This window comes from Nostoc sp. JL23 (genome assembly GCF_017115065.1).
In the GTDB taxonomy this organism is placed as follows: Bacteria; Cyanobacteriota; Cyanobacteriia; order Cyanobacteriales; family Nostocaceae; genus Nostoc; species Nostoc punctiforme_A.
Map to the genome: position 1 here is coordinate 121658 of NZ_JABXKN010000076.1, position 15637 is coordinate 137294.

Genomic DNA, 15637 nt, shown 5'->3' on the forward strand with positions numbered 1-15637 from the left:
CCACCGATGAAATCGAAATTTTATTATTATGTCTTATTTAGCTCGTAAAAGTCGATTTTTCAGTAAGTTTAATCGCCGAGATTTAAACGCTAGCCAGTTAAGTTGGCTAATTATATCTAGCATCTTTTTATTGCTAGGAACTACTGGTGGTGTAGCGCAAGTTAAAACAGCACAAAAGTCAGGGTTCACACTACAACTTTTACATACTTCCGACCAAGAAGCAGGTGTCCCAGCGCTGAAGGATGCACCGAACTTTTCGGCGGTGTTGAATGCACTCAAAAATCAGGATGTTAATCATGACGGTAAGCCTGATTCTCCTAATACCTTAATCCTTTCATCTGGAGATGCTTATATTCCCAGCCCCTTTTTATTTGCCAGTGACACAGTTTTTGGTGGTCAGGGACGAGGAGATATTTTAATTTTAAATGCTCTTGGTTTTGGTGCGATCGCATTTGGCAATCACGAATTTGATTTAGGTACGGGTGTTGTTGCTGACTTACTCCGTGCTAAAGAAGATTACCCAGGTACAAAATTTCCTTATCTCAGCGCGAATCTGGACTTCAGCACTGATAAAGACCTGGCAAAATTAGTTACTGCTGATGGACAAGAGGCAAGTAAAATTCCCAATAAAATTGCCCGTAGCACCATAATTACCGTCAATGGTGAAAAAATTGCTGTAGTTGGGGCGACAACTCCCACACTGCGGACTATTTCTTCTCCCGGTGGTGTGACTGTGTTGCCTAAAAAATTTAATGCCCGTGATGCCGCAGATATTGCCGCCTTAGCTGCTGAAATTCAAACTTCTGTTGATACGCTGCTGACCAAAAACCCAGAGATTAATAAAGTAATTCTGTTGGCACACATGCAGCAAATTGCCATTGAGCAAAAGCTAGGACAATTACTTAAGGGAGTAGATATTATTATTGCTGGCGGTTCCAATACCTTACTAGCCGACAAAACAGACCGTCTGCGAGTGGGTGATAAATCTGCTGGAATTTATCCAATCATCAAAAAAGCCGCAGATGGTAATCCGATAGCGGTAGTTAATACCGATGGAAACTATCGTTATGTTGGTCGTTTAGTAGTTAACTTTGATGCCAAGGGAGTAATTATTCCTAATAGTATTGACCCCAAAATTAGCGGTGCTTATGCGACTGATTCCCAAGGTGTAGCAGCTGTAGGCGGGAAACCCGATGCCAAAATTGTTGCCATTACAGAAGCACTCAAAAAAGTGATTATTGCCCAAGATGGTCAGATTTTTGGAAAAACCAATGTTTTCCTCAACGGCTGGCGGGGTGATGTCCGCACTCAAGAAACCAATTTAGGGAATTTGACAGCTGAAGCTAATTTAGCGATCGCTAAACGATACGATCCTAAAACTGTCATTTCCATCAAAAATGGTGGTGGTATCCGTGACAATATTGGTATCTATACCTTTCCCCCAGGTTCGACTCGCTCACAAGATGTTATCAAACTGCCACCCCAAGCCAATCCTGTAGCAGGTAAGAAAGAAAAAGACATTTCCCAACTTGATATCGCCAATGCTTTACGGTTCAACAATGGTTTGACTTTAGTTACTTTGAATGCTAAAGAACTAATGGCAGTGATTGAACACAGTGTAGCAGCGATCGCACCTGGTGCGACCCCTGGCAGTTTTCCCCAAGTCGCGGGATTAGCCTTTAGCTTTGACCCAGATTTGCCAGCAGGTAAGCGTGTTAAATCCCTGGTTATCAAAGATGGAAAAGGCAAAATTATTGATGTAGTGGTGAAAAATGCAGAGTTAGTAGGTGACTCTAATCGCATCTTCCGCGCTGTCACCTTAAACTTCCTCGCAAATGGTGGTGATGGTTATCCTTTTCCCAAAACTGAACGGGTTGATTTGACATCAAAAGATGCTGATAAAAGCAAACGCACAGGTTTAGCCACCTTTGCTGCTGACGGTTCTGAACAAGATGCATTAGCAGAATATCTAGCTGCTAACTTTAAGCAGATTCCATTTGCTCAGGAGGATGTACCACCCACCGAAGATACTCGCATTCAAAATCTGAAGTTGCGTAAAGATGTGGTGTTTTAAATCAATGGTCAGAATTCCAGTAATTGATTTCACTAATTTTACTAAGGGCAACGCAGCAAATCGGCAAGTTGTCATCAAACAAATCTATGAAGCTTGTCATGAAATTGGCTTCATGTATTTGCAAAATTCGGTAATATCAAAAGACCTAATCAAAGAAGTATTCAATCACAGCAAATCTTTTTTCAATTTACCTTTAGAAGTTAAGCAAAAGCAAGCTTGGAGTGATGAATTTAGTAATATGGGTTACGTTGGGATTGAGAGAGAACGTCTTAATCCCAATAAACCAGGCGATTTAAAAGAGGCATTTAATGTAAACAAACAAGCGGTAGGGATAGATGCTTCTCTTGTCTCCTTTTATGATAATTGTACAGAACTTGCTAATACGATATTACAAGCTTATGCGTTGGCGTTAGAATTGCCAGAAGATTTTTTTACTATAAGACATAATCAACAAAATCATACCTTGCGACTATTACACTATCCGCCATTGCAGACACCACCGCAACCCGGACAGGTGCGTGCTGGTGAGCATTCCGATTATGGCAGTATTACCTTACTTTTCCAAGATGACATTGGCGGGTTAGAAGTACAAACAGTATCGGGAGAGTGGATTGTCGCGCCTACAATTCCTGATACTGTAATAGTCAATACTGGCGATTTAATGCAACGGTGGACAAATCATCAGTTTTGCTCAACTAAGCATCGAGTGATGATTCCCAGTGATAATAGGATGAATCAGTCGCGGTATTCTATGGCTTTTTTCTGTCATCCTAATGATGATACAGAAATTGCTTGTTTGGAGAGTTGCCAGAAAGAACAATCACCTATCTATCCCCCTATCCTGGCGGGAGAATATCTTTTACAACGTTTACAAGCAACTTATGGTAATTCGTAATGACGCTCGCGGACTCGCTACCGCTACGCTAACGTAATTCGTAATTAAGAAAGATATTTAATATGAAAACCTACGACTGGATTGTGGTTGGTGGCGGAATTACGGGTGCTGCACTCGCTTATGAACTGGTTAAAACTGGCTTTTCTGTACTTTTGTTGGAGCAACACAGCAGACCACAGAATGCAACTCGCTATAGTTATGGTGGGCTTGGCTATTGGTCGGGTACTACACCACTAACTCGGCTATTGTGCAAAGAAGCGATCGCACGTTATCATATCCTAGCTCAAGAGTTAGATGCTGATATCCAATTTCGGGAATTAGATTTATTACTGACTATTTCAGCCCATAACGACCCAGAAACAACTGCGGCATCATATAATCATTGTGCCATTCCACCTCGTTTACTCAGTATTAAAGAAGCTTGTGAGTTGGAACCGCAGCTAAATCGAGAGGCGATATCTGGTGCTTTAACTGTCAAACACGGTCATATTCACCCAGAAAAAACAGCACAAGCTTACATCCAAGCTTTTGAGCGGGCTGGGGGTGAAATGCAGATTACCCAAGTATTGCAAGTATTGCAAGATGGTGTACAAACCACCACTGCAACTTTCCACAGCGCTAACGTTGTCGTTTGTGCGGGTGGACTCAGCCGCCAGCTTTTAAAATCTGCTGGTATTTCCATCAAGCTGTATTTTACCCACGCAGAAATCATTGAAACCCCAGCCGTTGATGTCAGGTTACGGACTTTAGTTATGCCAGCGAATCAGCAACGGTTTCAACTAGAAGCTGAATCTACTCAAGTTGATGAATTATGGGATGAACTTGGTAATGAGTTAGTACCGCCGATTTTAGATGTGGGTGCAATTCAGTTTCAAGATGGTAGTATCCGGATTGGGCAGATTAGCCGTGCGATCGCAGATCCTCAAGCCAAGGTAAACTTAGACGTAAGCGAAAAATGGTTGCGAAAAGGTGTTGGTCAAATTTTACCAGCATTGAAGGATTTACCAGGGACTTGGTATCACTGCTTAGTGGCATTTAGTAGTAATCAACTTCCCTTAATTGGTGCTATCCCAGGATTGGAAGGGGTTCATGTTTTCTCTGGATTTAGCAATCCCCTAGTACTGATACCACCTTTGGCAAAGCGCTTTGCTAGTTTTGCAACTGGTCAGGAAGAAGAAATTATTACACAAATGCTAATCTAAAAGCCCCGTAGTTAAAGACATAAATATTACTGATGCTGGCAAATTAAGCGCTGCACTGATTTTAATTCAATCTCAAACTTGGTTAATTGACAATAGTGCATCTTGTCTGTCTAAATAAATAATTAGAGTTCACCTAATTTTCAGTAAAGGAATAGTAGCAATGTCTTCCATTGAGGACAACAAAATAATTGCTCAACGGTGGATTGAACTTATTAGCGAGCATAAAATCGAAGAAATTTGCGAGATAACCGCCCCAACTTGGAAAATGCACGGTGGTTTACCAGGACTACCCCTTGGCCCTGAAGGGGTACGCAAACTCTTTGGTTCATTTGGGCCTATCCAGCAGAAATGGACAATTGAAGACGTAATCGCCGAAGGTGACAAAGTTGTTATGCGTGCAACTAATACCTGCATCCAGGAGAGTTTTCTTGGCATACCAAGTCACGGACGTCAGCAGACATTCACTGCTACCTTCATTCATTATATTGCCGACGGTAAGATAATTGAAACCTGGCGAAACGCTGACGATCTTGGACGGGTTCTCCAGCTTGGGGCACGGATTGAACCAGGAGTATCTGAATAATAGCAGTGTACGTAGAATATTTTAAGCTGACTTAATGATTAAAACTATTGCTGTGTTAACCAGCTATCTGTTCAGCACAGACCAGAATTTTGAAAAGAGATAAGTAGGTAGACATAAATTAAATATAAAATAAACTCCTAGTTTGTAGTGAGCGATTTATCGCTCAGAGCAAGGATTCTCAGGACTAAAGTCCTTACTACAAACTTGAAATTTATTTATGCCTAGATACTTAGCAGTTTTTTATGCCTAGATACTTAGCAGTTTTTAACTGTCTATAATCTCAGATGTTCGTGGAAGAGAAGGGTTTTGTTGTTTCATAAGTATTTGCATAGATACGAGAATCTTTATAAAGTTCACAAAGCTTAATCTTATAAAGTTTGTTTTTTATTACAAAAACAAACTTTTTTGTATAAGGCGTCACTTTTTACTAGTAAACTATCGCACTAATATCACATTTTAAAGATTGATATTGTCAGCTTTCTATAAGTTGGCTGATTCATCAACAGGAAAATTCATAAAAAGATGAGAAGACAATTTAACCGACGCAAGTTTATAATTTACGGTTCTTTAACTTTTGGAAGCAGCTTTTTTTTGAAAGCTTGCGCGAATAATTCTCCAACTGCGACACAGAGTCCAGCCGCACCTCCCACTGCTTCCCCAGCGGCGGCGACTGCTGGTGACACCATAAAAGTAGGTATTTTGCACTCTCTGAGTGGTACGATGTCTATTAGTGAAAAAAGCGTTGTTGATGCTGAAAAATTAGCAATCAAAGAAATTAACGCTGCTGGTGGTGTCTTAGGTAAACAAATTGAAGCAATTACCGAAGATGGTGCTTCTAACTGGGATACTTTTAGAGAAAAAGCAACCAAGCTAATCGATCAAGATAAAGTTGCTGTAGTCTTTGGTTGTTGGACTTCTGCTAGCCGCAAGAATGTTAAGCCAGTATTCGAGAGCAAAAACCATATGCTCTGGTATCCTGTGCAATACGAAGGTCAAGAATGTTCTAAAAACATTTTCTACACTGGCGCTGCACCAAATCAACAAATTGAACCATCTGTTGATTGGCTGTTAAAAAATAAGGGCAAAGAATTCTTCTTAGTTGGCTCTGACTACGTTTTTCCCCGAACAGCTAATACCATCATTAAAGCTCAACTGGAAGCTTTAGGCGGAAAAACAGTTGGTGAGGATTATTTACCCCTTGGTAATACAGAAGTTACACCAATTATCACTAAAATCAAACAAAATTTGCCCAATGGTGGCGTGATTTACAACACCTTAAATGGTGATAGCAACGTTGCTTTCTTCAAACAATTAAAAGGGGCTGGATTGACACCAGAAAAATATCCCTCTATGTCTGTAAGTATTGCTGAAGAAGAAGTAAAAGCAATTGGTGTAGAGTATCTCAAAGGCCATTATGCAGCTTGGAACTATTTCCAAACAGTAGACACACCTGCTAATAAGAAGTTTGTAGCAGCTTTCAAAAAAGAGTATGGTGAAAATCGGGTGACAAATGACCCAATGGAAGCAGCATACATTGCAGTTTATTTGTGGAAACAAGCAGTCCAAAAAGCTGGTACTACAGACATAGCTAAGGTAAGTGCTGCGGCTTATGGTCAAACTCTAGATGCACCTGAAGGTAAAGTGACAATGGATGCCAATCATCACATATCTAAAATTGTGCGGATTGGTCAAGTTAGACAAGATGGTTTGTTTGATATTGTCTATGCTACTCCAACGGCAGTTGAGCCAGTTCCTTGGAATCAATTTGTGAAAGAAACTAAAGGATTTGCTTGTGATTGGAGTGACCCTGCCAAGGGTGGTAAGTTCAAGAAAGTTTAACTCATTAGTCATTAGTCATCGGTTAATAGTTACAAGCAACAAAGGACAAAGGACAAAGGACAAAGGACTAATGACTAAAAAAGCTGATAGCTGTTGTGGAGAAATAAGTGTTAGCAGGATTCTTAGAAGCTGTATTTAATGGTATTAGTATTGGCGCAGTATTATTAATTGCTGCGTTGGGACTAGCTATTATATTTGGATTGATGGGCGTCATCAATATGGCGCATGGTGAATTGATGATGTTCGGTGCTTATACAACTTATGTTGTCCAAAATGTATGTAAGCAATTAGGTGGAGTGTGGTTTGAAGTCTATATATTTTTGGCTTTGATTATTGCTTTTATCTTCACGGCTGCTGTGGGATTAATTCTAGAAAAAGGCGTGATTCGTTATCTCTATGGACGCCCATTAGAAACTCTATTGGCAACTTGGGGAGTAAGTTTAATTTTTCAGCAGTTTGTCCGTAGTGTGAATTGGGTATTGATAATTGGTCTAGGCCTATTTTCTCTGTTGTTTTTTGGAGGTTTATGGATTTTAAATTCCCGCACAGATTTGGGAAGGGTTCGTAATTGGATTGTGGCGGTGATATTTTTATTATCGCTGGGAGTGACAATCACAACGGGCAATTTATTGAGTCAAACTTATCAGTTAGCAGTGACTCAACCTTGGTTTGGCGCTCAAAATGTCGATGTAACAGCACCGACTTGGTTACAAGCAGGGGTATCTTTAGGTGGTGTGCAATTGCCCTTCGCCAGGTTATTTATTATTGCTTTAACAATAATCTGTGTAGCGGGAATTTATTTATTTTTACAACGTTCTAGCTGGGGTTTAAGAATTCGGGCTGTGACACAAAACCGGAGTATGAGTGCTTGTTTGGGTATCCCAACTCAAAAGGTTGACGCGATTACTTTTGCACTGGGTTCGGGTTTAGCTGGTGTGGCGGGATGTGCGATTAGTTTGCTTGGTTCTGTAGGGCCAAATACGGGACAAAACTATATTATTGATACTTTTATGGTGGTCGTCGTTGGGGGTGTGGGCAATTTAGCCGGGACGATTGTGGCTGCTTTGGGTATTGGTACGGCTAATTTTTTAATTGGTTCTGGGACTCTGGCTTTGTTGTTGAGTCCTGTTAAGCCTTTGGCTGATTTGTTTACTTTTTTTGCGACTACGAGTATGGCGAAGGTGATGGTATTTGCGCTGATTATTGTGTTTTTACAGTGGAAGCCTGGGGGGATTTTTCCGCAGAAGGGACGTACTGTTGATGTTTAACGAACCGCAGAGACGCAGAGGACGCAGAGAATGAGGAAGAGGGGAGGAGGGTTATTAATTGAGGTGGGGGTGGTGGTTGCGATCGCACTTTTCCTCATTATCATTATGCCACTGTTGCTGTCGGAGTTTCGCCTGAATTTGTTGGGGCGATTTTTGTCGCTGGCGATCGCAGCTTTGGGTATCGATCTGATTTGGGGTTATACTGGTTTACTAAGTTTGGGACATGGTATTTTCTTTGGTTTGGGTGGATATGCGATCGCAATGTACCTGAAACTGCAAGTCCCTAGTGGAGAATTGCCTGATTTCATGGGGCTTTATGGGGTTACAGAACTTCCCAGTTTTTGGCAACCTTTTTATTCTTTTCCTTTGACAATAGCTTTGGTGGTACTAATTCCGGGGTTATTGGCGGGTTTGTTGGGATATTTAGTTTTCCGAAATCGCCTCAAGGGAGTTTATTTTTCTATCTTGACTCAAGCCGGAACTATTGTATTTTTCAACTTTTTTAATGGTCAACAACAATTTTTCAACGGCACGAACGGACTGATAGATTTTACAACTTTGTTTGGCGCAACGGTGAGCGATGCCAAGACGCAGTTTGTTTTCTACACGCTGACGGTAATATTTCTCGCAGCCACCTACGGCATTTGTCGCTGGTTGACAACTGGACGCTTTGGGAGATTGTTGATAGCGATTCGTGATGATGAAAGTCGGGTAAGATTTTCTGGCTATGACCCTACAGATTTTAAGGTGTTGGTGTTCGCAGTTTCAGGTGCGATCGCAGGTATAGCAGGAGCATTTTACACTATTCAAAGTGGTTCAGTATCACCCAGAGCAATGGATATTGCCTTTTCCATTGAAATGGTGATTTGGGTAGCTGTAGGCGGACGCGCTACTTTAATTGGCGCGATTGTCGGAACTTTGTTAGTCAATTATGCCCGCACTTTTTTAAGCGAACAATTTGCCGAAATCTGGCTATTTTTCCAAGGCGCACTATTTTTGATAGTCGTCACAGTCCTTCCCGACGGCATCGTGGGATGGTTGCGTAGTCAGAATATTTCTCTTTTCCACCGTCGTCAAGAAATTGCTACATATCCCACCTTGGAAGAAGACCCGGAAGTGCAACATGAACGCGAAAATATTGGAAACTGAAAATGTAACTGTTAGCTTTGACGGTTTTAAGGCTTTAAATCAGCTTAATTTTAGTATGGATGTGGGTGAATTACGAGTAGTAATTGGCCCCAATGGCGCGGGAAAGACAACGTTTTTGGATGTGATTACGGGGAAAGTTCAGCCAACCGTGGGGCGAGTTTTATTCAAAGGAAGAAATCTGCGTTCTTTACCTGAATATAAAATTGCCCGATTGGGAATTGGACGTAAGTTTCAAACACCCCGAATTTACCTGAACCTAACGCCCCGTGAAAATTTAGAAATTACTAGTAACAAGAAAAAAAATGTCTTTTCTACTTTGTTTGAACATTCCAAGTCTGTTGAAAAGAATAATATTAAAGGATTATTAGAAACCATCGGTTTAACGCCAAAAGCCGATATCAGAGCAGCTTTACTTTCTCACGGAGAAAAGCAACGTTTAGAAATTGGGATGTTAGTAGCACAGTCACCTGATTTATTACTTGTTGATGAACCCGTTGCTGGTTTAACAGATGAAGAAACCTATAATATTGGCGAACTACTTTTAGCACTAGCGCAGAGCCATTCAATTTTAGTAATTGAACATGATATGGAATTTGTGCGCCAAATTGCTAAGAAAGTAACAGTATTACATGAAGGTTCGGTGCTGTGCGAAGGAAATTTTGAAGAAGTGCAAAATGACTCTCGTGTAATTGAAGTATATCTAGGAAAACAGGAAGAATGAAAAACTCGATTGCACTTTCTATTCGTCTGGTAATTATGGTCGGTTTGCGCTGTTATAGCTTTCCCTAATCAAAAGTTACTAGTTGGGAATCACTGGCTAATAAATTAAATACTGCATCTTGCCAAACAAGCATCATGCAGAATCAACCTCAATCAAATCAGAGTTTGACAAACACCAATATGATAAATGGTGAATATAATTTTAATAATATTGAAAAATTGACAGTTTTTTTAGAACCTGATGTTGCCAAAATGTTTCCCAATTCGGAAGCTGTAAATGAAGCTCTGCGTTTTCTAATTAGAGTTACAAGTAAAAATTGTTGAAGCGTTTTAGCAACTTTATAGAAAAATATATTTTTCTATAAAGTTGAGCATCTTTTCTTCTCTTATGACTAACTAATAAGGCGTAACACCATCAGAGAGCGATCTGTAACTGGTAAAGTTTGAGAGCCTGAAACTAATTTTCCCCGCTCTAAAAAACGAGGTTCATTAGTGTCAATTACTATCTCCCAGACCTTCTCTTTAAATTCATTGGGCAAAGCAAAGTCAATTAACTCGTAGTGAGCGTTAAAAAATAGCAGAAAACTTTCATCAATAATCCGCTCACCACGATCACCTGGAGTAGCAATTCCCTGGCCATTCAAAAAAATCTCCATTACTTTGGCATAACTAACTAGCCACTGCTTCTCAGTCATTTCACTGCCATCAGCATTAAACCAAGCAATATCATTAATGCCTGAACCGTGAATGGGGCGACCTTGAAACCATTTACGTCGTCGGAATACTGGATGCTGATGGCGAAAATTAATTAGTTCGCGTGTAAAGTCTAGTAAATCCGAGTTTGCTTTATGCAAATCCCAATGCCGCCAGGAAATCTCATTATCTTGGCAGTAGACATTATTATTTCCCTTTTGACTACAGCCAATTTCATCCCCTTCTAATAGCATTGGTACACCTTGAGATAGCATTAGGGTTGCTAAAAAGTTTCGTCGTTGCCGTTCGCGCAAACGCATTACTTCTGGATCGTCGGTTTCGCCTTCTACTCCACAATTCCAGGATCTATTATGGCTTTCACCATCTCTATTATCTTCCCCGTTTGCTTCGTTATGCTTTTCGTTATAACTGACCAAATCATTTAACGTGAAACCATCATGAGCAGTTATGAAATTAATACTTGCATTTGGGTTGCGCCCGTTGGTTTGATATAGGTCAGGGCTACCGGTAAAACAGTAAGCAAATTGTCCTAAACTATCATCTACACCACGCCAAAAATCTCTGACTGTATCCCGATATCTACCATTCCACTCAGACCAACGCAGTGGAAAATTACCGACTTGATAGCCGCCTTCTCCTAAGTCCCAAGGTTCAGCAATGAGTTTTACATCTGCCAAGATTGGGTCTTGATGAATAATATCAAAGAAAGCTGATAGGTTATCTACCTCATATAATTCTCGTGCCAGCGCCGAGGCCAAATCAAATCGGAAGCCATCTACATGCATTTCTATTACCCAATAGCGCAGGCTATCCATGATTAACTTCAGAACTTGAGCATGACGCACATTCAGAGAGTTACCACAGCCTGTAAAGTCCATGTAGTAACGAGGATCGTCCTTTACTAAACGGTAATATACAGAATTATCAATACCTCGCAAAGATAGCGTTGGCCCGAAATGATTTCCTTCGCCAGTGTGGTTGTAGACTACATCTAAGATCACTTCAATTCCAGCAAAATGTAGTGCTTTGACCATTTGCTTGAATTCAGTGACTTGTTGTCCCACCGTCCCACTAGCACTGTAACTAGAATAGGGAGCAAAATAATTGATGGAATCGTAGCCCCAGTAATTCTTTAATCCTTTATCTTCTAAATGTCCCGGATGAGATAGAAAATGATGTACTGGCATCAACTCAACTGCTGTAATTCCTAATTGCAGTAAATGTTGAATTGCAGCAGGATGCGCTAACCCGGCATAAGTGCCGCGCAACTCTTCTGGAATAGCTGGATGTAGTTTAGTAAAACCTTTGACGTGAGTTTCATAAATAACAGTTCTATACCAAGGTGTACCAAGCAGTTGATCGCCTTCCCAATCAAAAGATTGATCGACCACAACACACTTGGGCATTATTTTGGCATCATCTAGTTCCGAAAAAACTAAATCTTTTTCCTCCGCGTCTAGAGAGTAGCCAAAGACAGAAGGATTATTACTAAATTCACCGTCAATTGCCTTAGCGTAGGGGTCAATTAATAGTTTGTTTGGATTAAATCGATGACCTACCTCTGGTGCCCACATCCCATGTACTCTAAACCCATACTTTTGACCTGGGCCAACTCCTGGTAAGTAACCATGCCAAACAAAATTGTTTTTTTCTGTCAAAGATATACGAATCTCTTCGTCATCGTTATCAAATAAACAAAGCTCTACCCCTGTTGCATTTTCCGAAAATAAAGCAAAGTTTGTCCCTTTCCCATCCCAAGTTGCACCTAAAGGATATACATTCCCCGGCCATAAAGCTACATACATAAGTAAATCTTGAATAATTAATTTTTCTGTAAATAATTGATTTCGATTTTTTTGAATAATTAGTTAAAATTTAAAGTTACTAATAATTCATTAAAATCACTAACATTTAAATTTAACTTATAAGTAATGTTGTTTGATCTATCATTAGTAATATAAATCTCTATTCCTTAAGTCAGAAAAATTAATGTCGAGGGTAGCAGGCTGAAGTAAAACTGCCCTATCTGCGACACGCTACGCGATCTACTTTAGTAAAGCAATCAGAGGAAGCAAGAGTTTAAAATCCTCACTATTGCGTCAGTTTTCCACAGGTATGGCTATTTACATGGCTCTAAATCATCCGAGGTCTAATCCTCTCCCGCCTTCTTCAAATACAGATGTTCTGCGGTTTAACCCATAGTTAATTGACCAACAGTCTCATCTAAACTGGGGAAATATGACAGCGTGTCTTTTGACACGATTTTACTATTACAGCAACAATGCTACGTAGTGACTGTTTTTACTTGGTGTGAAAGAGAACGTGAAAAAGGATTTTTTGTTGCTAACAGTTGCTTTACCGAGTTTACTGATAGCGTCTCCTAGTTATGCTGCTGAGAGTGAAATTGAGCAGAGAAATACTAATAAATCAACCGAAGTCATTTTAGATATTCCGAGTTTGAGTGAAGTTGAGCTACCCGCTACTAATGCCGAATTATTAACTCAACAATCTGTACCGATTGAAGTTAATCCAGAAGAAACTCAGCCAGAAACAGAGCAAACTCCGAGCGATGATGCAGACATTTCTATAGAAGCGATCGCAGAACCAGACAACCTACCTCAATCTACTCCAACTTACGTCATTGATCGAGAAGAAATTAAAAAGCAGGGTGCTGCAAGTTTAGCCGATATTTTGAAAAGAATGCCTGGTTTTGCAATCAATGATGTAGGTCATGGTGCAGATACTCACACAGGTACATACTACCGGGGAGCCTCAATTAATCAATCTGTATTTTTGATTAATGGCAGACCGATTAACAACAATGTCAACACTTATCATGGTGGAACTGATTTAAATAGCATTCCTGTAGAGACGATTGAACGAGTGGAATTATATAGCGGCACCGCCTCCGCTTTATTTGGTTCCTCAGCCTTTGGAGGAGTTGTCAATATTATTACCAAAGAAGGTTATGGCAAACCTAAATTGAGTGGTAGTGCAGAATTTGGCTCATTGAATTTAAATAATCAAGAAGTAACTTATGGTGGTTCATCTGATAAGGTTAAGTACAACTTTAGCTTTGAAAGATTCTTTACAGATAACCGTTATCCCGTTCCTGTAGGTGCAGCAAATCGTGATGAAAAGGGGTTTTTATCAAATGCAGACACAGCGACAAGTACATACTTTGGTAGCATTGGACTAGATTTAGATCAGAAAAATTCATTGAATTTAGATGTTACTACACTCAGCAGTCGTCGCGGCTTAATTTATTTTGGGTTTCCTCTCCAAAGAGATAGATTAGACCACGATGGTTTAAATATTGGCTTATCTTGGAAAACTCGGTTAGGTAATGGCGAAAGCTCTAACCTGACAACCTCAATTGGTTATAACCAAGATTATTTCAGCACTTATGGGCCTACAGGAGCATTTTACCGTACAGGAGCTTTAGATACTCAACAACTTACAGCCAGGATAGATCATGAGTGGAAAATTACCGCCAATAATAAATTGCGCTGGGGATTAGATTTGAAAAACACCGACTTAACCGGTGATGTTTTGAGTACAAATCCTAGTAGGATTTCCAATAACGAAACTGAAAACAGGAGTTTGTTCAATGCTGCTTTATTCGCTGTCAATACTTGGAATATTAGCGATAATTTTCTGATAGATTTAGGGCTAAGGCAAAGCTTTGACAGCCAATTTGGAAATTATCTCAACCCTAGTGTTGGTTTACGTTATGCCGTCACACCAATGGTAGCAGTGCGTGGAAGTTGGGCAGGGGGACAACGTAATCCTGGGTTAGATCAGTTGTATGTTTATGATACAGTTCATGGTTGGGAACCTAATCCTGATTTAAGCCCAGAAATTGGCTCAACTTGGACTGCGGGAGTCGATGTTAATTTTTCTCAAAATCTGATTGGACAGTTTACTTACTTTGGTAGTAGTATAGGCGATCGCTTGGGAGTCATCGCCGGAAAATGGGCAAACATTGGATTAGTAGATACCAATGGTTTAGAGGCTGCATTGCAATTAAAAATTGCGGCTGGCTGGTCAACTTTCCTCAACTATACTTATACAGATGCTCAAATAAAAACAGGGACAGAGAAAGGTTTACAATTAGGTTTGATTCCCTACTCTGTACTGCAAACTGGTGTGGGTTATCAAAATTCAGGTTGGCAAGCTAACTTTTATGTTACCTACAATAGTGGCGCTCGTAGATCAATCTTCGCTAATCCTGGTGATAAGCCCACAGATTTTGCACCGTCTTTTGTGAATTTAGATTTGAGCGGACGTATACCTCTAACTAGCAACTTAGGACTAACAGTTTACTTAGAAAATCTACTCGGTGAGCAATATGAGCGAGTTAATCGCATATATAGCCCTGGATTTACTTTTCGTGTGGGTTTAAACGCCAATTTTTAGGTATTCAATGTAGAGATTTTATCGAACAGAATTCAGGAGCCAGGAGTCAGAATTCAGTTGGGTATTTTGTACGACTGGGGGATGAATAATCGGCGTTTTTGTACCCCACCAAATCTACGATTTGGTGTTCTTCAATCAGTCACGGGTCTGAATACCCGACTGATAGCGTAGCGTTAGCAAGTCTTCGAGCGTCACGAACGTCGAGTCTTGATTCTGACTCCTGAATTCTGACTTCTGAATTCTTCTTATTTTACAGCACTTTTTTGATAAAGACGACGCTCCGCCGTATAACATAGTGCGTTAAGCTAAAGCGATAATGACCATACTTAAATATTTACTTTTAATCTAAAATCTAAAATTGCTATGAGAGCCAGAATTGAAAATAAAATACTTTTGATCCACCACGAAGATTTACCAGAGTTTAAGAAGGGCGGTTCGGTGGTGAGAAATTCTTATTTCTGGGCACTACGTTCAATTGCTGGTCAAGCTTCACGTTATCGTGATTGGGAATACGAACCAGAGGTTTGGCTAGCGCTTTCACGAATGCTTTTATCGTTTGCGGAATCTGGATATTTGGGTATTAGAGAAACTTTGCTAGAGTTTCCCTTATCTCAAGGAGAAATTCCTAATTTGCTGCGAGATATTTCTACTTGGGAGTAGGGATGTATAGCTGTCATTGTTGTTAACAAATCCTTTACTAGCTTCTGCTTAAAAATAATTAATCGCTATATATTTCTATTAAGTATTCAAACAAAGAAATGCAAAAATTGGGAA

At 40.1% G+C, this 15637-nt stretch carries 11 protein-coding genes; 10 read left to right on the plus strand and 1 reads right to left on the minus strand.

Annotated features, from left to right (window positions below; all coding sequences use genetic code 11):
• The first annotated feature begins 28 nt into the window (after window positions 1–28).
• The 8 genes from HWQ42_RS16310 to urtD all read left to right on the plus strand — a co-directional run bounded on the left by HWQ42_RS16310 (window position 29) and on the right by urtD (window position 9731).
• The gene (locus HWQ42_RS16310; RefSeq protein WP_292813836.1) at window positions 29–2074 is read left to right on the plus strand and encodes a bifunctional metallophosphatase/5'-nucleotidase; all 2046 of its coding nucleotides are present in this window, start codon (window positions 29–31) and stop codon (window positions 2072–2074) included.
• Between the two features lie 4 nt (window positions 2075–2078).
• Complete coding sequence (locus tag HWQ42_RS16315; protein WP_292813839.1) at window positions 2079–2969, plus strand: 2-oxoglutarate and iron-dependent oxygenase domain-containing protein; 891 nt, start codon at window positions 2079–2081, stop codon at window positions 2967–2969.
• A 62-nt stretch (window positions 2970–3031) separates the two neighbouring features.
• Window positions 3032–4171, plus strand: coding sequence for an FAD-binding oxidoreductase (locus tag HWQ42_RS16320; protein ID WP_292813841.1), 1140 nt, complete (start codon window positions 3032–3034; stop codon window positions 4169–4171).
• 160 nt (window positions 4172–4331) lie between these two features.
• Window positions 4332–4754, plus strand: coding sequence for an ester cyclase (locus HWQ42_RS16325; RefSeq protein WP_292813843.1), 423 nt, complete (start codon window positions 4332–4334; stop codon window positions 4752–4754).
• A gap of 522 nt (window positions 4755–5276) precedes the next feature.
• A complete protein-coding gene (gene urtA / locus HWQ42_RS16330) occupies window positions 5277–6593 on the plus strand; it encodes an urea ABC transporter substrate-binding protein (protein ID WP_292813846.1) in 1317 nt (438 codons plus the stop codon).
• Window positions 6594–6700: 107 nt separating this feature from the next.
• A complete protein-coding gene (gene urtB, locus HWQ42_RS16335; RefSeq protein WP_292813848.1) occupies window positions 6701–7861 on the plus strand; it encodes an urea ABC transporter permease subunit UrtB in 1161 nt (386 codons plus the stop codon).
• Window positions 7862–7891: 30 nt separating this feature from the next.
• Window positions 7892–9010 carry an urea ABC transporter permease subunit UrtC gene (urtC, locus tag HWQ42_RS16340; protein ID WP_292813851.1) on the plus strand — a complete coding sequence of 373 codons (1119 nt, stop codon included), beginning with the start codon at window positions 7892–7894 and terminating at the stop codon, window positions 9008–9010.
• The gene (gene urtD / locus HWQ42_RS16345; protein ID WP_292729895.1) at window positions 8985–9731 is read left to right on the plus strand and encodes an urea ABC transporter ATP-binding protein UrtD; all 747 of its coding nucleotides are present in this window, start codon (window positions 8985–8987) and stop codon (window positions 9729–9731) included. Before urtC ends, urtD begins: the two co-directional genes overlap by 26 nt.
• Before the next feature lie 391 nt (window positions 9732–10122).
• On the opposite strand, the gene glgX is transcribed toward urtD, so the two are convergent.
• Entirely contained in the window at window positions 10123–12249 is a 2127-nt protein-coding gene (gene glgX, locus HWQ42_RS16350) for a glycogen debranching protein GlgX (RefSeq protein WP_292813854.1), read from the minus strand.
• 517 nt (window positions 12250–12766) lie between these two features.
• Here glgX and HWQ42_RS16355 point away from each other — a divergent pair.
• Window positions 12767–14863 carry a TonB-dependent receptor gene (locus tag HWQ42_RS16355; RefSeq protein ID WP_292813856.1) on the plus strand — a complete coding sequence of 699 codons (2097 nt, stop codon included), beginning with the start codon at window positions 12767–12769 and terminating at the stop codon, window positions 14861–14863.
• 363 nt (window positions 14864–15226) lie between these two features.
• Complete coding sequence (locus HWQ42_RS16360) at window positions 15227–15523, plus strand: hypothetical protein (protein ID WP_289798762.1); 297 nt, start codon at window positions 15227–15229, stop codon at window positions 15521–15523.
• Window positions 15524–15637: the final 114 nt, after the last annotated feature.